The sequence below is a fragment of the Litoreibacter ponti genome (assembly GCF_003054285.1).
Classification (GTDB): Bacteria; Pseudomonadota; Alphaproteobacteria; order Rhodobacterales; family Rhodobacteraceae; genus Litoreibacter; species Litoreibacter ponti.
Map to the genome: position 1 here is coordinate 1,953,318 of NZ_QBKS01000001.1, position 17,736 is coordinate 1,971,053.

At 64.0% G+C, this 17,736-nt stretch carries 20 protein-coding genes; 9 read left to right on the forward strand and 11 right to left on the reverse strand.

The features are described from left to right. Window positions 1-14: 14 nt before the first annotated feature. Both C8N43_RS09970 and C8N43_RS09975 read right to left on the reverse strand, forming a co-directional pair. Window positions 15-755 (reverse strand): isocitrate lyase/PEP mutase family protein, encoded by a 741-nt coding sequence (locus C8N43_RS09970; RefSeq protein ID WP_107845450.1) that lies wholly within the window; start codon window positions 753-755, stop codon window positions 15-17. After that, window positions 752-1,819 (reverse strand): bifunctional transcriptional activator/DNA repair enzyme AdaA, encoded by a 1,068-nt coding sequence (locus C8N43_RS09975; RefSeq protein ID WP_107845451.1) that lies wholly within the window; start codon window positions 1,817-1,819, stop codon window positions 752-754. The genes C8N43_RS09970 and C8N43_RS09975 overlap by 4 nt, the downstream gene beginning before the upstream one ends. Before the next feature lie 184 nt (window positions 1,820-2,003). Between C8N43_RS09975 and C8N43_RS09980 the strand changes: the two genes are divergently transcribed. Both C8N43_RS09980 and C8N43_RS09985 read left to right on the forward strand, forming a co-directional pair. After that, window positions 2,004-3,707 (forward strand): tetratricopeptide repeat protein, encoded by a 1,704-nt coding sequence (locus C8N43_RS09980; protein ID WP_107846321.1) that lies wholly within the window; start codon window positions 2,004-2,006, stop codon window positions 3,705-3,707. After that, window positions 3,707-4,534 (forward strand): 4-(cytidine 5'-diphospho)-2-C-methyl-D-erythritol kinase, encoded by an 828-nt coding sequence (locus C8N43_RS09985; protein ID WP_107845452.1) that lies wholly within the window; start codon window positions 3,707-3,709, stop codon window positions 4,532-4,534. The genes C8N43_RS09980 and C8N43_RS09985 overlap by 1 nt, the downstream gene beginning before the upstream one ends. Here the strand turns inward: C8N43_RS09985 and C8N43_RS09990 are convergent. Then, window positions 4,531-5,535 (reverse strand): polyprenyl synthetase family protein, encoded by a 1,005-nt coding sequence (locus C8N43_RS09990; RefSeq protein WP_107845453.1) that lies wholly within the window; start codon window positions 5,533-5,535, stop codon window positions 4,531-4,533. The genes C8N43_RS09985 and C8N43_RS09990 overlap by 4 nt on opposite strands. A 56-nt stretch (window positions 5,536-5,591) precedes the next feature. Here C8N43_RS09990 and C8N43_RS09995 point away from each other — a divergent pair, with 56 nt between their 5' ends. The 3 genes from C8N43_RS09995 (at window position 5,592) to C8N43_RS10005 (ending at window position 6,796) form a co-directional block, all read left to right on the forward strand. Continuing rightward, the gene (locus C8N43_RS09995; RefSeq protein WP_107845454.1) at window positions 5,592-5,807 is read left to right on the forward strand and encodes a putative signal transducing protein; all 216 of its coding nucleotides are present in this window, start codon (window positions 5,592-5,594) and stop codon (window positions 5,805-5,807) included. Further along, complete coding sequence (locus tag C8N43_RS10000) at window positions 5,807-6,538, forward strand: tRNA1(Val) (adenine(37)-N6)-methyltransferase (protein ID WP_107845455.1); 732 nt, start codon at window positions 5,807-5,809, stop codon at window positions 6,536-6,538. The genes C8N43_RS09995 and C8N43_RS10000 overlap by 1 nt, the downstream gene beginning before the upstream one ends. A 93-nt stretch (window positions 6,539-6,631) precedes the next feature. Continuing rightward, window positions 6,632-6,796 (forward strand): DUF465 domain-containing protein, encoded by a 165-nt coding sequence (locus C8N43_RS10005; protein WP_107845456.1) that lies wholly within the window; start codon window positions 6,632-6,634, stop codon window positions 6,794-6,796. Here C8N43_RS10005 and yddG read toward each other — a convergent pair. Next, window positions 6,793-7,650, reverse strand: coding sequence for an aromatic amino acid exporter YddG (gene yddG / locus C8N43_RS10010; protein ID WP_107845457.1), 858 nt, complete (start codon window positions 7,648-7,650; stop codon window positions 6,793-6,795). The two genes, C8N43_RS10005 and yddG, sit on opposite strands and share 4 nt — an antisense overlap. Next, on the reverse strand, window positions 7,647-8,573 hold the full coding sequence (gene gcvA / locus C8N43_RS10015) for a transcriptional regulator GcvA (RefSeq protein WP_107845458.1): 927 nt from the start codon (window positions 8,571-8,573) through the stop codon (window positions 7,647-7,649). The genes yddG and gcvA overlap by 4 nt, the downstream gene beginning before the upstream one ends. 110 nt (window positions 8,574-8,683) lie before the next feature. Here gcvA and C8N43_RS19610 point away from each other — a divergent pair, with 110 nt between their 5' ends. Next, window positions 8,684-8,836, forward strand: coding sequence for an RSP_7527 family protein (locus tag C8N43_RS19610; protein ID WP_158269959.1), 153 nt, complete (start codon window positions 8,684-8,686; stop codon window positions 8,834-8,836). Window positions 8,837-8,908: 72 nt separating this feature from the next. On the opposite strand, the gene phbB is transcribed toward C8N43_RS19610, so the two are convergent. From phbB to C8N43_RS10030, 3 genes are all read right to left on the reverse strand, one after another. Continuing rightward, entirely contained in the window at window positions 8,909-9,634 is a 726-nt protein-coding gene (phbB, locus tag C8N43_RS10020; protein WP_107845459.1) for an acetoacetyl-CoA reductase, read from the reverse strand. Window positions 9,635-9,719: 85 nt separating this feature from the next. Beyond that, on the reverse strand, window positions 9,720-10,895 hold the full coding sequence (locus tag C8N43_RS10025; protein ID WP_107845460.1) for an acetyl-CoA C-acetyltransferase: 1,176 nt from the start codon (window positions 10,893-10,895) through the stop codon (window positions 9,720-9,722). 167 nt (window positions 10,896-11,062) lie between these two features. After that, on the reverse strand, window positions 11,063-11,890 hold the full coding sequence (locus tag C8N43_RS10030) for an EAL domain-containing protein (protein WP_107845461.1): 828 nt from the start codon (window positions 11,888-11,890) through the stop codon (window positions 11,063-11,065). A gap of 130 nt (window positions 11,891-12,020) precedes the next feature. Here C8N43_RS10030 and C8N43_RS10035 point away from each other — a divergent pair, with 130 nt between their 5' ends. Next, window positions 12,021-12,593 (forward strand): DNA-3-methyladenine glycosylase I, encoded by a 573-nt coding sequence (locus C8N43_RS10035; protein ID WP_107845462.1) that lies wholly within the window; start codon window positions 12,021-12,023, stop codon window positions 12,591-12,593. Here the strand turns inward: C8N43_RS10035 and gndA are convergent. Continuing rightward, a complete protein-coding gene (gndA, locus tag C8N43_RS10040; protein ID WP_107845463.1) occupies window positions 12,590-14,002 on the reverse strand; it encodes an NADP-dependent phosphogluconate dehydrogenase in 1,413 nt (470 codons plus the stop codon). The genes C8N43_RS10035 and gndA overlap by 4 nt on opposite strands. Window positions 14,003-14,090: 88 nt before the next feature. On the opposite strand from gndA, the gene C8N43_RS10045 reads away from it, so the two are divergent. Beyond that, complete coding sequence (locus tag C8N43_RS10045) at window positions 14,091-15,470, forward strand: MATE family efflux transporter (protein WP_107845464.1); 1,380 nt, start codon at window positions 14,091-14,093, stop codon at window positions 15,468-15,470. Between the two features lie 68 nt (window positions 15,471-15,538). Beyond that, window positions 15,539-16,078, forward strand: a complete 540-nt coding sequence (locus C8N43_RS10050; RefSeq protein ID WP_107845465.1) for a CBS domain-containing protein — start codon at window positions 15,539-15,541, stop codon at window positions 16,076-16,078. Between the two features lie 73 nt (window positions 16,079-16,151). Here the strand turns inward: C8N43_RS10050 and C8N43_RS10055 are convergent, their stop codons facing one another. Then, window positions 16,152-16,937: an aspartate dehydrogenase gene (locus C8N43_RS10055; RefSeq protein ID WP_107846322.1), complete on the reverse strand. Its 786-nt coding sequence runs from the start codon at window positions 16,935-16,937 to the stop codon at window positions 16,152-16,154. A gap of 18 nt (window positions 16,938-16,955) precedes the next feature. Further along, window positions 16,956-17,735 (reverse strand): ATP-binding cassette domain-containing protein, encoded by a 780-nt coding sequence (locus C8N43_RS10060; protein ID WP_107845466.1) that lies wholly within the window; start codon window positions 17,733-17,735, stop codon window positions 16,956-16,958. Between the last annotated feature and the right edge of the window lies 1 nt (window position 17,736).

The window sequence follows — 17,736 nt, forward strand, 5'->3', positions numbered from 1 at the left end:
TGCGGCGGTCCATGCTAGACGACCGCGACCTCCTGCAACGTCTTCATCGCCTGGGCGTAGGGGATCGGGCCGTGGCTGATCCGGCCCACCCCGGCCTCCGCCGCGCTCTCGCGGGTGAGCGGCGCGCGCATCATCACATTGACAGGCAGCGGCACCGCCTTGCAGACCTGCGCCACGAGCGCCGCATCGAGCAGGCCGGGGATGAAGAAGCCGTCGGCGCCCGCATCGGCATAGGCCTTGCCGCGGGTGATGGCCTCGTCGAGCAGGCCCTCATGGGCGTCGGGCTTGGCCTTGAGAAAGACATCCGTGCGGGCATTGATGAAGAACGGCACCGGTGAGCAATCCCGGATCGCCTTGATGCGCGCAACCTGATCGGCGGTCGGATGCAGCCCCTGCCCGCCCACGACCTGATCCTCGAAGTTCAGGCCGATAGCCCCCGTCGCGATCAGCCCCGCGACATTGTCCGCAGCCTTGGCCGGGTCGGTGGAATAGGCCCCCTCAAAATCAATCGTAACCGGCAGCGCGGTCGAGGCCGCGATGCGGGTCGCGATGGGAAAGACCAGATCCAGCGGGATCTGCTCGCCATCGTCGTAGCCGTGGGCCTCTGCCACCGAATGGCTGCCGGTGGCGATGGCCTTGGCGCCTGCCGCCTCCACCGCCTTTGCGCCGCCCGCGTCCCAGATGTTGTAAAGCATCAGCGGATCGCCGGGGACGTGGAGCGCCTTGAACTGGGTGGCCTTGTCGGTCTGGGTCATGGGGTCGTGCCTTTCGTTGCAAAATGTCTCTCGATCTCGAGCAGGCGCTGCTTGCGCCACAGCCCGCCGCCATAGCCCGTCAGCGATCCGTCCGCGCCCAGCACCCGGTGGCAGGGAATGACCAGCGCGATCTGATTGGCCCCGTTGGCCCGCGCGACAGCGCGCGTGGCGTCCGGGCGACCGATCTCGCGGGCGATCTGGGAATAGCTGCGCGTGGCACCGGCCGGAATCTCGCGCAGGGCGTCCCAGACGCGGGTGGTGAAGGGCGTGCCGTGGTAGGCCAGCGGGGTGTCGAACCGGGCGGACCGTCCGTCGAAAAATGCCGCGAGCTCGGCTCGGATCTGCGACGTGGGCTCCGGCGCACCGAGGCCGATGGACCCCTTGGTTGCGCGCTCCAGCTTGACGAGCTCGGATGGCAGCGCGCGCCTGTCTACAAATTCCAGCAGGTGCAAATGGCTGGCGCTACTCACGGCAATCATGTCGCCCAAGGGCGTCGTGATCCAGTCGGCCAGAAGCAGCCCATCGCTGGACAATGTGCCGGGCGCGCGACCCAGCAGCCGTGCGAACGCGGCCCGGAAGGCGGACGGGCTGTCGAAGCCTGCGTCGAGCTGCGCGTCGATGACCTTTGCCCCGCTCGAGAGCGCCGTGAAGCCGTCGCGCAGGCGGCGTTGCCGGGCCATGTCCAAAAATGTGAGGCCGAACTGGCGCTTGAAGTTGCGCCGGATCGTCGAGGGATCGTACCCCATGGCGACAACATCCGCCTCTGACCAGCGGCGCTGCGGATAGGCCTCCAGCGCGTCGAGCAGGGCGGCAATGGCCGGGTCAGCCTTGGCCGCCGGGCGCAGCGGATGGCAGCGCTTGCAGGGGCGAAAGCCAGCCTCGATACAGGCGCCGACGGTCTCGAAGAACGTGCAGTTGGCCCGCTTGGGTTTGCGCGCGGGACAGGTCAGGCGGCAGAACACCCCGGTGGAGGCGACGCCGACATAGGCGCGCCCCTCGAACCGGGGGTCGCGTTCCAGCAAAGCGTCGTAGAGCGCATCGTCATCGGGCAGGTCGAACAACATGGGCCAGTGCTAGCATGTGGGTCGCGCCGTGCCGCCGGAAATCGGGCATATATTTCACAAAGTTGAAAGCGGCGCTGCGGCCTTGATGCCACCCAAAGCAATTGTGACCAAACGCCCGATGGACAAGGCCCATGGCGGCCAATAGGGTCGCGCGGAACCTCATCAGATCATGGGCCCGCTTGATATGACCTCACGCCTCTCCCTTCGCGCCGTCACGCTCGTCCTCGCCCTTGCGGCGAGCCCCGTGGCCGCCGCCGATAAAGGCTTTGCAGGGCCCTATCTTGCCGCCCGACAGGCGGCGCTGGCCTCTGACTATTCCGAAGCGGCGGCGTATTACCGTCGCGCCATCGCGGCAAATCCGGGCGATCTGGCCCTGATGGAAAGCGCCGTCGTGGCATTGATCGGCAAGGGCGACATCAAGGGCGCGGCAGAGGTCGCGGAGCTGCACGAGGAAGCAGGCGGCGACAACCAGATCGTGGACCTTGTACTGGAAGCCGCCGAGATCGCGCAGGGCGGCTTCGCCCGCGCGGCGCAGGCCAGCGACGACAGCGTGGGCCTTGCCCCCCTTCTGGGTGGCTTGACGGAAGCCTGGGCGCTGCTGGGCGAGGGCCGCATGTCGGATGCGACGGCCGCGTTTGACAAGGTCGCCGCCATCGAGGATTTCGCCTCTTTTGCGCAGTATCACCGCGCCCTGGCGCTGGCCACGGTGGGCGATTTCGAAGGCGCGAACGCGATCCTGTCGGGGGAGACCTACGGCCCGCTGATCCTGAGCGCCCGGGGCATCGAGGCTCACGCTCAAATCCTTGCCCAGCTTGAGCGCACCGACGACGCCATCGAATTGCTGGAAGAGACCACTGCGGGCGGCTTCAGCGCGGAGCTGGAAGACCTCAAGGCGAAGCTGCGCGCGGGCGAGACGCCGGAATATGACTTCGTGACCTCCGCCCGCGAGGGCGTGGCAGAGGTGCTGTTCAACCTTGCGGGCGTGCTCAACGGGCGTACCGCGCCGGAGCATGTGCTGATCTACGCGCGCATCGCGCATTACCTGCGCCCCGACCACGCACCCGCCGCGCTGATGTCGGCGGAGCTGCTGGAGGACATGAGCCAGTTTGATCTGGCCGCCGCCGCCTACGGTGCGATCTCGCGCGAGGACCCGTCCTATGTGCTGGCCGAACTTGGCCGCGCGAACACGCTGTATTCCGCCGAGCGTCAGGACGCGGCGGTGGAGGTGCTGACCGCCCTTGCCAAGTCCCATGGTGACATCGCGATGGTGCACACCACGCTGGGCGACACGCTGAGCCGCACCGGGGACGATGACGGCGCGATTGCTGCCTATTCGACCGCGCTGGAGCTCAACGGTATCGGCAACCGCGTCAACTGGCGCATCTTCTACGCCCGCGGCATCGTGCACGAGCGCATGGACAACTTCATCGAGATGGAGCGCGATTTCCGCACCGCGCTGGAGCTGCAGCCAAACCAGCCAGACATCCTCAACTACCTTGGCTACTCGCTGGTCGAGCAGCGCATCAAGCTCGACGAGGCGCTGGAGATGATCCAGACTGCGGTGCAGGAAAATCCCGACAGCGGCTACATCACCGATAGCCTTGGCTGGATCTACTACCGCCTTGGCCGGTTCGAGGAAGCCGTGGAGCCGATGGAGCGCGCGGTCGAGCTGCTGCCTGTCGACCCGATCGTCAACGACCATCTGGGCGACGTCTACTGGATGGTGGGCCGGGAGCGCGAGGCGGAGTTCCAGTGGAAACGCGCCCTGTCCTTCGAGCCCGAAGAGGCCGAGGCAGAGCGCATCCGCGACAAGCTCAAGCGCGGGCTCGACGCAGTGCTGGCGGATGAAGAATCCGCCGCGGTGGAGACGCAAACCGCGAACGACTGATGGTCGAGGAATTCGCCGCCGCGAAGGTTAATCTGACGCTCCATATCACCGGCCAGCGGGCAGATGGGTATCATCTGCTCGACAGTCTGGTGGCCTTTGCCGATGTTGGCGACACGGTGCGGGCAGAGCCAGCGGATCAGATCTCGCTGAAAGTGGACGGGCCGGAAGCCGCGTCCGTGCCCCTGACAGATGACAACTCGGTGGTGATGGCCGCGCGTCATGCTGCACCCGGGACTGGCGCGCGCCTGCATTTGACGAAGGTCCTGCCCGTGGCGTCGGGCATTGGTGGGGGAACTGCGGATGCGGCGGCCGCTTTTCGCGCCATGCGTCGACTGACCGGCCACACAGACGCCCCGCGCGTCGAAGATGTCGAAGCGTTGGGCGCGGATGTCCCGGTTTGCCTGTTTTCCCGCACCGCACGAATGCGCGGCATCGGGGAGCGGTTGGATTTCGTCGACCTGCCGCGACTTCCCGCAGTATTGGTCAACCCAAGGGTGGAGGTTTCTACCCCTGCCGTATTCAAGCGCATCGCGCACAAGGACAACTCGGCGATGCCGGACATACCTGTGCTCGCGGATGTCTCCGCCGTGGCCGCATGGCTGGGTGCGCAACGCAACGATATGCAGGCCGCGGCCATTGATCTGGTCCCGCCAATTGCGCAGACGTTGGAGGTTCTGGGACACACAGAGCCGCTGCTGGCCCGAATGTCAGGCTCCGGTGCGACGTGTTTCGGAATTTACGCAGACGACGAAGCGGCCAGAAATGCCGCGGCACAGATCAGTAAGGCGCATCCGGATTGGTGGGTCGCACCGTGCCATCTTAGCTAGTTCAGGCGCGCGACCACGTAATCGGCAAGATCGCGCAGCATATCGGTCAGCTCGCTCTTGGGCACATCGTTCAGCGCGGCTTTCGCGACCTCTGACCAGCGCAGCGCATCGGTGCGCGATGCATCCAGACTGCCGTGTTCTTTCAGCAAGGTCAGGACGTGCTCCAGATCGCCATCCTCTTGGCGGCCCTTCTCGATCGTGCGCTCCCAGAAGGCGCGGTCCCGGGTCCCGCCAGCCGCGATTGCCTTGATCAGCGGCAAGGTCAGTTTGCGCTCGCGGAAATCGTCGCCGATGTTCTTGCCGGTCTTCTCCGCATCGCCGCCGAAATCGAGGATGTCGTCGGCGATCTGGAAGCTCACTCCAAGCGCGTCGCCATAGGTGAAAAGCGCCTGCACGACTGCCGGGTCCGCATCGGCGATCATGCCGCCGGCCTCGGTCGCGGCGGAGAACAGCGCGGCGGTCTTGCCACGCACGACCTGCAGGTAAATCTCTTCGGTCGTGGCCAGGTTCTGCGATGCGGTCAGCTGCAACACCTCGCCCTCGGCAATCGTCGCGGCGGCATTGGACAGGACCTTGAGCACATCGAGCCGCCCTGTATCCGTCATCAGCTGGAACGAGCGCGCGAACAAATAGTCGCCCACCAGAACGCTCGACTTGTTGTCCCACAGCAGGTTCGCGGCGGGCCGCCCGCGACGCTGCTTGCTTTCGTCCACCACATCATCATGCAGCAGCGTCGCGGTGTGGATGAACTCCACCGTCGCGGCCAGATGCACATGGTAGGGGCCGTCATAGCCGCACAGCCGTGCCGCGGCCAAGGTCAGCATAGGCCGGACCCGTTTGCCGCCCGCATCCACCAGATGGGCGGTCACCTCCGGGATGCGCGGCGCGTGTTCGGACGCCATGCGCTCGCGGATCAGCGCGCCCACCGCGTCCAGATCCGCAGACAGGGCCGACTGCAGGCGCTCGTGGGGCTTCTTCTCCATCGGCGTGTCCAAACTCATTACGGTGTCTGCCTCGTGTCTCGACAAACCGGCGGGCCTGTCGTTTAGTCCGTACCATGAAAGAGCTTCTGCGCAGCAACGACCCGACGATCATCGCCTTCGCCCAGGCCCTTCTGTCTGGGGAAGATATAGGCGTGATCGAATTGGACGTCCATATGAGCGCGCTCGAAGGGTCCATTGGCATATTGCCGCGCCGCCTGATGGTGCGTGACGAGGATCTGTTCATGGCCCGCGCCGTGCTGCGCGACAATGACATCGCCGTGGAGGGCTGATGTTTGACGCGGCGGCGCTGACACGGGACGCCTTTCTGGGCGGTCGTGTGCAGCTTTGGCAGCCGCGCGAGGGCTACCGCGCCGCCACCGATCCCGTGCTGCTTGCCGCCGCGTGCCCCGCAAAAGAAGGCCAATCCGTTCTCGAATTGGGCTGCGGCGTCGGCACCGCGTCGCTGTGTCTGCGCGCGCGGGTTCCAGTCGGGGTCACCGGCGTCGAGCTGCAACAGGACTACGCCGCGCTCGCCCGGCGCAACGGGCTGGACGAAGTGATCTGCGCCGATATCGCCGCCATGCCGCTGGAGCTGCGCCAGCGCAGCTTCGATCACGTTATCCTGAACCCACCCTATTATGGCCCCGGGACGCCTGCGCGCGATGTTGGCCGTGACACCGCGCTGCGCGAGGACACCCCGCTTGAGGCATGGATCGACTCAGCCCTGCGGCGGGCCGGGCCGAAGGGGATTGTGACCGTTATTCACCTGGGCGAGCGGCTGGGCGCGCTTATCACCTTGCTCAATTCGCGGGCAGGTCTGCTTGAAGTGAAACCAATTGCCGCCCGCGCAGGCCGCCCCGCGGGACGGGTGATCCTGCGGTTGCACAAGGGGCGCGCGGCGCGGGCGGTGCTTTATAACCCCCTGATCTTGCACGCGGGAGAGGCGCATTTGCGCGATGGTGACGACTTCACCGACGCCGCCCGGGCCATTCTGCGCGACGCCGCACCGCTCGAATTTTAACCATTTTTGCTGCAGCGCCGCGTGTGATTTTCGTGACATGGCGCGGCAGATGTGGTGTCCTGAAGGCCTCAACCACATAAAGGAGGTATGCCTATGACGATCAGTTCTCACCTGACGGAGCTGCAGCGGAAACACGAGGTATTGGCCCAGAAAGTGGAGGAAGCCCAGCGAAGCCCTGGCGTAGATGATCTGTCGATTGTTGAGTTGAAGAAGAAAAAGCTGCGTTTGAAAGAGGAAATCACGCGGCTGATGAACTAGAGGCGAGAGCCCAGAGCAGCGAGCCCGGCACCCGCGGTAATCAGCACCGCTGCCGCCAACAGGCTCGCTGACATTGCGGCAAAACCTGCCGCAATGAGAACGAGCGTAGACAAAAGCGGTGCCGCGTAGCTCGCGGTGCCGAGCAATTGGATATTGCCCCGTTTGACCCCGTAATCCCACAAGTAGAATGCCAAGCCGACCGGCCCCAGTCCGAGCCCTGCGATGGACAGCCACGCAATGGCTGAGCCCGGCCTAACGGTCTGCTCGAACATCAGATGCGCCGCGGCGGACAGGACCGCCGTTGCGAGGCAGAAGAAGGTCACGATCTCGGTCGGCACCTCATTGAAGCGGCGCGACAGCACGGAATAACCCGACCAGGTCAGCGCACACAACGCCGCAAGCCCGTAGCCCGTGGCGTAGGACCACTGAAACCCTGCGCCGCCCCGGGTGACGATCAACGCCGCACCCGAGAACGCCAGCAGCGCGCCGATGACGTGCAAGGCGCGCAGCCGCTCGCCCGGCAACAGCCCCGAAAACAGCACAATCAGAAGCGGCCAGAGATAGGCGATCAGCCCGGCTTCGGCGGCAGGCGCAAGGCGCAGCGCGGAGAAATAGAGCGCGTGGTAGCCGAACAGGCCGCCGATGCCGAGCGCCCAGACTTGGAGCGGCGTTTGGGTGACCAAGGCCCCAAGGTTGCCGTGCCGCACCGAGAACACAAGCCCGATCGCACCGCCCAAGGTGAAGGCCATCGCGCTCAACTGAAAGGGCGGCACCGGGCTGGACCCAACGGTGAAGAGCGCGAGCAGCGCCCAGAGCAACACCGCGCCGAACCCTATCAGCGTCGCCCTGCTCATTTGTCGAGGAAGGTCAGGCCATGGGCGAGCTGGTCCATGCCTTCGGTCTGGCGCAGCACCCAATCCATGAATTGCGCGACCTGCGGTCGGGTCTCGCCGCCCTTGGGGCAGACAAGGCGGTAGCCGCCGCCGGAGCGGACCGCAAGCGGCAGCGGCATGACCAACCGCCCCTCTTTCAAATGCGCTTCGGTCAGGGAAATACGACCCAGCACGGCCCCGCCGCCCGCCAGTGCCGCATCAATCGCGTGGTCGGCCTGGCTGAATTGCGGACCCGGCAGGACGTCTTCCGTCACCCCGGCGCGCGCAAGAAAGCTTTGCCAATTGACCGGGGGATCAAGGAAGCTGATGTCGCCCTGACCAATCAGCGGCAAATTTAGAAAATCCTCCGGACGCTTGATCTTTTTGGCTAGGTCGGGCGTGACCATCGGGGCCATCCATTCGTCGATAATCGGCTTGGAATAGAGCGACGCATCCACAGATTGGCCGAAGCGGATCGCGAGATCTACGTCGTCGCGGGCGAAATCCACAATGCGCAAACTGGCCGAGAAGCGCAGCTCGATCTCAGGATGCTCTTGCGCGAAGGAGAATAGCCGCGGCGCGAGCCATTTCGCGGTGAAGGCCGGACCCGCGGTCACGGTCAGCGACGCGCTGTCGACCCGGCGCAGGGCCGCGCGCCACGCGGATTGAAGCGTCTGAAATCCGTCCGAGGTGCCCGGGGCCAGCAGTTGCCCGATCTCCGTCAACTCTACCGCCCGATTGAGGCGGCGAAACACCGGGGCGCCAAGATGCTCTTCGAGCGATTTGATCTGAAAGCTCAGCGCCGCGGGGGTGACGTTCAGCTCTTGCGCGGCGCGCGCGAAGCTCAGATGGCGGGCGGCAGATTCAAAGGCGCGCAAGGCTGTGAGAGGCGGAAGACGGTCCATGGATCACATAAGTATAACTTAACTGAAGCGTTGAAAAGTCTCGTTTGTCGAAACCGGCCCTGACGCCCATATTGAGGTCAAGCAAACGCACACAGAAAAGGAACTGACAGATGTTCGAGACACAAACAAGCCGCACCCTGATCGACGCACAACGCCGGGCCCACGAAGAACGGGCCGCTGTTTTTGCACAGCTTTTTTCAGGTCTGGGCCGCATGCTGACACCGCGCTTCTCCTCCCACCGGACGGCACACCACGCCGCCTGATCCTTCCGAGAGCGCAAAAGAAAAGGGGCCGCGCAGTTTCTTGCGCGGCCCCTTTTTTGGTTCAAGACTGGCTTAAGCCATGTATTGACCACCATTTGCTGACAGGGTCGAGCCGGTGATAAAGCCCGCATCGTCGGAGGCCAAGAACGCCACCGCACGCGCGATCTCTTCGGCCTCGCCCAGACGACCCACAGGGATCTGCGGCAGGATCACTTCATTCATCACCTTCTCGGGGATGGTGCTCATCATCTCGGTGTTGATGTAGCCCGGCGCCACGATGTTAACGGTAATGCCAGCGCGCGCGCCTTCTTGGGCCAGGGATTTCGTAAAGCCGATGTCGCCGGCCTTGGTGGCGGCGTAGTTGGCTTGGGCGAACTGACCCTTCTGGCCATTGATCGAGCTGATCGTGACGATACGGCCGAACTTGCGCTCCCGCATCCCGCCCCAGACGTTATGCGTCATGTTGAAAACGCCGTTCAGGTTGGTGTCGATGCATTCATGCCACTGCTCCGGCGTCATCTTGTGGAACGGCGCGTCTCGCGTGATGCCGGCGTTGTTCACGAGGATGTCAACGGGACCGAGATCGGCCTCGATCTGGGCGACGCCATCCTTGCAAGCGTCGTAGTCGGCCACGTTCCACTTGTAGGTCTTGATGCCGGTCTCGGCGGTAAAGGCTGCGGCTTTTTCGTCGTTGCCAGCATAGGTCGCGGCGACCTGACAGCCTTGCGCCTTGAGCGCGGTAGAAATGGCAGCGCCGATACCGCGGGAGCCGCCGGTGACGAGTGCAACACGGGACATGATGATTCCTCCTAAATCATATAGGTAATTTTATTTCTCTACTGGTATAGTTTGCGCAATTTTCATGCGCAACCCTACTTGATGCTTAGACACGCTCGACGCACATGGCGACGCCCATGCCACCACCGATGCACAGCGTGGCGAGGCCCTTCTTGGCGTCGCGGCGCTGCATCTCGAACAGCAGCGTGTTCAGCACGCGGCAGCCGGACGCGCCGATCGGGTGACCGATCGCAATTGCGCCGCCGTTGACGTTCACGATCTCCGGATCCCAGCCCATGTCCTTGTTCACGGCGCAGGCCTGAGCGGCGAAAGCCTCATTGGCCTCGACCAGATCAAGATCGGATGCTTTCCAGCCCGCCTTTTCCAGCGCCTTGCGCGAAGCGTAGATCGGGCCCACGCCCATGATCGACGGGTCCAGACCGGCGGTTGCGTAGGATGCAATGCGAGCGAGCGGCTGGATGCCGCGCTTCTCGGCCTCATCGGCGCTCATCAACAGCGTGGCTGCGGCGCCGTCATTCAGGCCGGATGCGTTGGCCGCGGTGACCGAGCCGTCCTTCGTGAAGGCGGGGCGCAGTTTCTGCATCGCCTCCATCGTGGCGCCGTGACGAATGTATTCATCATTGTCGACCACGATGTCACCCTTGCGGGTTTTCACGGTGAAGGGCGTGATCTCGTCGGCGAACTTGCCGGCCTTCTGCGCGGCCTCCGCCTTGTTCTGGGAGCCCACGGCGAACTCGTCCTGCATATCGCGGCTGATCTGCCACTGGTTTGCGACATTCTCAGCGGTCTGACCCATGTGGTAGCCGTTGAAGGCATCCCACAGACCGTCGCGGATCATGCTGTCGATATATTGCATGTCGCCCATTTTCTGGCCCTGACGCAGGTTCGCGACATGGGGGGACATGGACATGTTTTCCTGCCCGCCCGCGATCACGATGCCCGCGTCACCCAGCTGGATATGCTGCGCGCCCAGCGCGACAGCGCGCAGACCGGAGCCGCACACCTGATTGATACCCCAGGCCGCGCTTTCCTGCGGCAGGCCTGCGTTAATATGAGCCTGACGGGCGGGGTTCTGGCCCTGACCGGCGGTCAGCACCTGGCCCATGATCGTCTCGGACACTTCGGACTTGTCGACACCGGCGCGCTCGACAACTGCCTCCAGCACGGCCTTACCGAGGTCGTGGGCCGGGGTATTGGCGAAAGAGCCTAGGAAGCTGCCGACGGCGGTGCGGGCCGCGGACGCGATTACGACATTGGTCATATGGTGTCCTTTCATTGATTCAGCGAAGATCGCATTCTTACGATACCGGGTAACGCTGGGTTAATACATCGCGAGCCGCATAACGGGCTTACGCAAGGTATACAAATGGACACTGTGTCTCAGGATGGCCTGTCAGGGCCTTTGCATAGCGGGATTGCACGCAGCGATTAGCCAGAGCGGCGCAGGTCGGACTGTGCCGCCCGCCGCTCCCAAGGCTTGGTGATCGAAGGCACGCCGAAGTAGTAGCCCTGCAGGCAATCAAGCCCGATTTGCGCAAGGTATTCAGCCTCTTCCAGCTTCTCGACCCCCTCGGCCACGCAAAACATATCGAATTGCTCGGCGATGGAGACGAGCGCCTCCATAAGCACCTGATTGTCGGTGTCGACATGCACGTTATGGGTGAAAGTCTGGTCGATCTTCACCATATCAAAGCAGAATTCCTTGAAGTGGCGGAACGCGGTGTAGCCTGCCCCGAAATCATCGAGAGCGAAGGAAATCCCACGCCGCTGCATCCGGGTCATGAACTCGATCACCTGATCAGGGACCAGCATGGCAGATGATTCGGTGATCTCGATGATAAGCCTGTCAGCCACCGTGGGATCGCGCAGAATGCCCCGCTCGAACGCGGTTTCCCAGTCCGGGTTTCCGATGGACCGTGCCGACATGTTGATCGACAGGCGCAGGGTCGAATCCTCGGTCAGGCTCATCAAGCCCAGCTCGATCGCGAGGCAGTCGATCATCCGCCCTTCTTCACGCGCCTCGATCGTTTCGATGAAGTCCTTTGCGGGGATGATGCGGCCGGTCTCATCAAGAACGCGGATCAATCCTTCGAAAAACGCCACGCGCGATGGATCGCGGCCCTGCACCACTGGCTGATAGGCCAGCATCACGTCGCGGCGGCGCAACGCCGAGCGCACCATCGTCAAGATGTTCGCGTCCCGCTCCGCCACGGCGGCCGACAGGGGACTGTCCTGATAGTTGGAGCTGAAACTCATAGCGCCTTCCACTGCACTGATCCGACATCTCCCTAGCGCCACGGCCTTTAAACGCGGGTTAATATTCCACTTTTGTTCGCATTGTAGTAAACCTCGATTTAACGTCTCAAAGCCCCGGGAAGGATAGGGAATGTCTGAACGTTGCGGCTGGTGCGGCTCCGAGGAGATCTACGTAAATTATCACGACACGGAGTGGGGCGTGCCGGAATACGAAAGCCGCGCCCTGTGGGAGAAGCTGATTCTCGACGGGTTTCAGGCGGGGCTGAGCTGGATCACGATCCTCAAAAAGCGCGACGCCTTCCGCGAGGCCTTCGATGGGTTTGACCCCAACATCATCGCCGGATGGGGCGAGCCGGAGGTGCTTCGTCTGCTCGACAACCCCGGCATCGTGCGCCACCGCGGCAAGATCGAGGCCACCATCGGCAATGCCCGCGCGTGGCAAAAGATCGAGCAACAACAGGGCTTTGACAAATTCCTGTGGACTTATTTCGACGGCAAGCCGCTGCAAAACCAGTGGACCAAGCTGGCCGAGGTGCCCGCCTTCACACCGCTGTCCACGCAGATATCAAAGGACCTCAAGAAGGCTGGCTTCCGCTTCTGTGGACCTACCATCGTCTATGCCTTCGCGCAGGCCTGTGGGCTGATCAATGACCATCTGGTGACCTGTCCGTGCCACGCGGAGGTGGCCGCGATGGCGCGTTAAGCGCCCGAGCCCCACGGCCCGTGATGGGCCCCGTCCTGGTCCACCCGCTCGAAGCTATGCGCGCCGAAGAAGTCGCGCTGCGCCTGGATCATGTTGGCGGTCGAGCGGCCCGTGCGCATGGCGTCGAAGTAGCTCAGGCCCGCCGCCAGCGCAGGTACTTGCAGCCCGTGGGCCAGCGCGGTCGAGACGACCTTGCGCAAGCCGCCCGCGTTCTCTTCGATCAGCTTGGCAAAGAACGGCGCGAACATCAGGTTGTCCTTGGGCGCGGCAGTCAGCGCCTCGGCCATGTCGTTGAGCATCGACGAGCGGATGATGCAACCCTCGCGCCAGACGCGTGCAATCTCGGGCATGGGCAGGTCCCAGCCAAACTCGACGGACGCGTTGTTGAGCAAGTGGAACCCCTGCGCGTAGCACATGATCTTGCCCGCGATAAGCGCCTGTTCCAGCTCATCCGCGCTCAGCGTGTGCTTGCCCAAGGCCGACGGGGCCGCACCAAAGGTCGTCTCCCCGCGCACGCGTTCGGCCTTCATCGCCGACAGGTTGCGCGCGGCCACGGCGGCCTCGATCACCGGCACCGGCGCGCCGAGGTGCTGCGCCTCGATGACGGTCCAGCGGCCCGTGCCCTTCTGGCCTGCGCGGTCGAGGATAATGTCGAGCACCGGCTGGCCGGTGGCGGGATCGGTCGCCTTGGCCACCTCGCCGGAAATTTCGATCAGGTAGCTTTGCAGCGTGCCCTTGTTCCACGTCTGAAAAATCTCGGCGCAGTCGCTGGCCGATGCCCCCTGCCCGTCACGCATGATGCCGTAGATCTCGGCGATCATCTGCATGTCGGCATATTCGATGCCATTGTGCACGGCTTTGACGAAATGCCCGGCGCCGCCCTCGCCCATCCAGGTCGCGCAGGCGGTGTCTTCATATTTCGCCGATATCGCCGTCAGGATGTGGGCCACCCGGTCCCAGGCCTCTTGCCGGCCGCCGCCCATGATTGACGGCCCATGCCGCGCGCCCTCTTCGCCGCCGGAGACGCCGATCCCGAGATACGGCACCCCGTCCGCTTCTGCCTGTTCGGCGCGCGATTGCGTGTCGCGGAAGTTCGCGTTGCCCGCATCAATGATCAGATCGTCGGGTCCCAGCAGCGGGCGCAAAGCCGCGATCTGCTCGTCCACAGGCGCGCCCGCAGGCACCATCAGGATGATATTGCGGGGCTGTTCGATGCTCTCGACGAAGTCTTCCAGGCTCATGGTCGGGGTGATCTTCGGGGCGAGCTCGCCGGCCTCGGCGAAGAACTCTGACGTCTTGGCGGTGGTGCGGTTGAACACCGAGATCGCAAAGCCTTTTTCGGCGATATTCAGGGCCAGCATCGCCCCCATGGTTCCAAGCCCAATGAGGCCAATTTCTGATTTCGCCATTGCAATTTACTCCCCGGTCTGCCCCTCTCTGTTATCGCTCACATTTGGCCGGGTCAAACGTTAGCGGATAACGCTGGAGGGGCGCGGGATGCGCGAGATTGACGTCGACCTGACAGAGGGCTCCATCGCGGGCCATTTCCGCACGTTGGCGCTGCCCGCCGCCCTGGGGATGCTGTTCTCAACGCTTTATAACGTGGTGGACGTGTATTTTGCGGGCCAGATTTCCACCGAGGCGCAGGCGGGCCTCGCCATCGGCTTTCAGGCGTTCTTCATCATGATGTCGGTGGGCTTCGGCCTCGGCGCGGCGATGTCTGCGCTCGTGGGCAATGCCAAGGGCAGCAAGGACGACGCACAGGCCCGCGCGCTGGCAAGCCAGGGCTTGAGCTTTGGCATACTCGCGGTCGCAATACTGCTGATCGTCGGCGTCTTCGGCGGGCCGCTGCTGATCCAGCTGGTGTCCGAGCCCGGCGGTTACCGCGACGCCGCCACCACCTATTTCTACATCCTGCTCGCCGCTCTGCCGGGCTTCCTGATGGCCTACGGGGCCAATGGCATCCTGCAGGCCCATGGGGACACCAAATCCCTGCAGCGCGCTCTGATGGTGGCCTTCTTCGCCAATTGTGGGCTCAATCCGCTGCTGATCTACGGCATCCCCGGTCTGATCCCCGGGCTGGGCCTGCCCGGCATCGCGGTCGCGACCGTGATCAGCCAGACAGGCGTGATGGTCTGGATCATCACCCGCGTCATGGGCCGCCGCATCATGGAGGGGTTCTCCCTGAGCTGGCTCACCCCCGACCTGCCCCGCTACCGCGAGATCGCCGCGCAGATGCTGCCCACGACCTCGGCCATGATGGTGATGTTCATCTCCGGCTTTGTGGTGCAATACGCCCTGAAGAACTTCGGTCCCGAAGCCATTGCGGCCTACGGCGTGGCGCTCCGGATCGAGCAGATCCTGCTCCTGCCGGTGCTCGGCATGACCGGCGCGCTGCTGCCGATCGCGGCACAAAACTTCGGGGCGCAAGAGTATGACCGCGTCCGTGAAAGCCTGTTCTTCTGCTTCAAGCTCGGCTTCGTGATGTCCGCCGTGGCCTTCCCGATCCTGTGGTTCGCCTCGCCCTTCTTCATCCGGCTCTTCAGCGACGACCCAGAGGTCGTGCGCATCGGCACCAGCTACCTGCGGGTCGATAGCATCATCTTCCCCATCTATATGATGCTGTTTGCGATCAATTCGTTCCTGCAGGCGCTGAAACGGCCGGTCTGGACGCTGTGGATCAGCATCTACCGACAGGGCTTCGGGGTGGCCTTCTTCATCTGGATCTATGTTGGGCTGATCGGCATGGATGTGTGGGGGGTCTGGATCGGGATCGCCACGGCCGTGGCGACCGGGTGGCTCTTGGCGCTGTTCATCGCGGCGCGCATCGCGGGCGAGGAAATCGGCGGGCTCAGGGCGCAGGCCAGCCCCGCCTGAGTTGCCAAGGCGCGCTGCGCCCCTAGGTGGTGCTACCCCAACTGGCACTTTCCCAAGGAGCCCCACCCATGGCCCAAGACAACACACGCCCCGGCACCCGCCTCAAGGACCGGCCCGAATATGCCAGCAAGCCCACCCCGCTGACCCGAGGCCCTGAGACCACCGTCAAGGACGCGGTCGCGGCCATGTCGGACAAGAACTACGGCTCGGTGATCGTGGTCGACCCCGACGACAAGGTGATCGGTGTGGTGACCGAGCGCGACATCATGAACAAGGTGGTCGGCCGCGGCATGGACGCCACGACCACCAAACTCAGCGAGATCATGACCGAAAATCCGCGCCTCGCGCGCGAGGATGACGACATCATCGACTGGCTGCGCATGATGTCGAACGAGCGTTTCCGGCGCCTGCCGGTGGTCGACGCCGAGGGCCGCATTCAGGCGGTCTTCACCCAGGGCGATTTCGTCAGCTACACATGGCCGGACCTGCTCTACCAGATGCAGCAGCTGGCGCGCGCACAGGTCACCCGGCATTTTCCATATTACCTGATCGGCGGCGGTATTGCGGTGTACACCCTGCTGATGCTGATCGTGCTGCGCAATATGTAGCGCGACGCCCGGTGAGGTCTGGAGAGGGCGGGCCCTCTCCAGCTCCGTCTCTCACCCAGGCGCGCTCAGCCGGTCAAACGCGCAAGGACCGCGCGCGGTCTGCCACCGTCTTGACCACCGACATCGCCGCCAGGGCTGAGGTGCGTGGGTTGTCCGGCAACGTCTCGCCTGCGATCTCGAAGCGGAAGCTCCCAAACTCCCCTTCGGCTTCGACCTCGTGGATGTTCGCGCGCGCGTCGGGATCGGCGATCAGCAGCACTTGCGTCGCGTCAAAACCCACCCCCGCCAGCGCCACGGCGGCGGCGACATTGGCGTTCTTGGGGTAGGCCAGCGCTGCTTGCCGCGCGGACCCTTCGAAATGCACCGCCGCCTCGGTCAATCCGTCCAGATCGACCGCGTCTTCGGCAGGCGAGCCTTTCCAGCCGTTTGGTGGCTTGCGGCCTGTGTAGGTCACGCGGGCCAAGCCCCCCTCCGCGGCACTCCCCAGCGCGTCCAGCGCCCCTAGCGCACCCGAAGGCAAGTGCAGCGTCGACCCACCGATCCGGGCCGCTTCCTCCAGCGAGGCACGCAGCGCGTCATCGGCCAAGGCGCCGATGGAGACCGTCACCAGATCAATCCCGCGCCGCAACACCGCGTAGCCGTGATCGCGCAGCGCCTGATGGCCTGCACAATCGACCACCACGTCCAGCTCCGGCGCACCCAGAATATCCCCGCCCACTGCAACATCGCCCAACGCGTCCCGCACAGCGATCTCGCGCCCCTCGCGGGCCACAACGAAAACAAGCTCCGCCCCGATCCGGGGCAGAGCCTGCGCAAGGTACTGGGCAATCGCCCCGTAGCCGATAATGCCAACTTTGATCATGGCACCGGATATAGCCTAGACCGTGCCGCCCAGCGAGCCCTCCAGCGTGGCCAGCTCCTGCCCCCCGGCCATCAGGTCTTGCAGCTCTTCCGGCGTGATCTCGCCCTTCATCGCCGTGCCAAGCGTCTTGCCCCGGTTCAGCACGGTGAACCGGTCTCCCACCGCCATGGCATGGCGCACGTTATGTGTGATGAACACCACCGCGATGCCCTGCTTGCGCACCTTGTCGATGGTCGCCAGCACGTTCGACGTCTGCCGCACCCCCAGCGCCGAGGTCGGCTCGTCCAAAATCAACACCTTCGCCCCGAAATACACCGCGCGAGCGATAGCGACCGTCTGCCGCTCACCGCCTGACAGTGTACCAACGGCTTGATCCGGCCCACGCAGGTTGATGCCCATCTTGCGCATCTGCTCCATCGTGACCCTGTTGGCCGTGGCGTGATCGAAGAAGTTGAAGCCTGCCACCTTCTTCACCGGCTCGTTGCCCATGAAGAAATTGCGGCTCACCGACATCAGCGGAATCATCGACAGCTGCTGGTGCACCGTGGCGATGCCCGCCGCCATGGCGTCGCGGGGGTCCGCGAAATCCATCGGCTTGCCCTCGAAGATGATCTCGCCCGAGGTGGGCTTATGAACCCCGGACATGGTCTTGATGAAGGTCGACTTGCCCGCGCCATTGTCGCCCAAGAGGCAGTGACATTCGCCCGGCGTCACATCGACCGAGACCCCAGCCAGCGCGATCACGCTGCCGAAATGCTTTTCGATATTCTTCATCTGGATGATCGGATCAGCCATA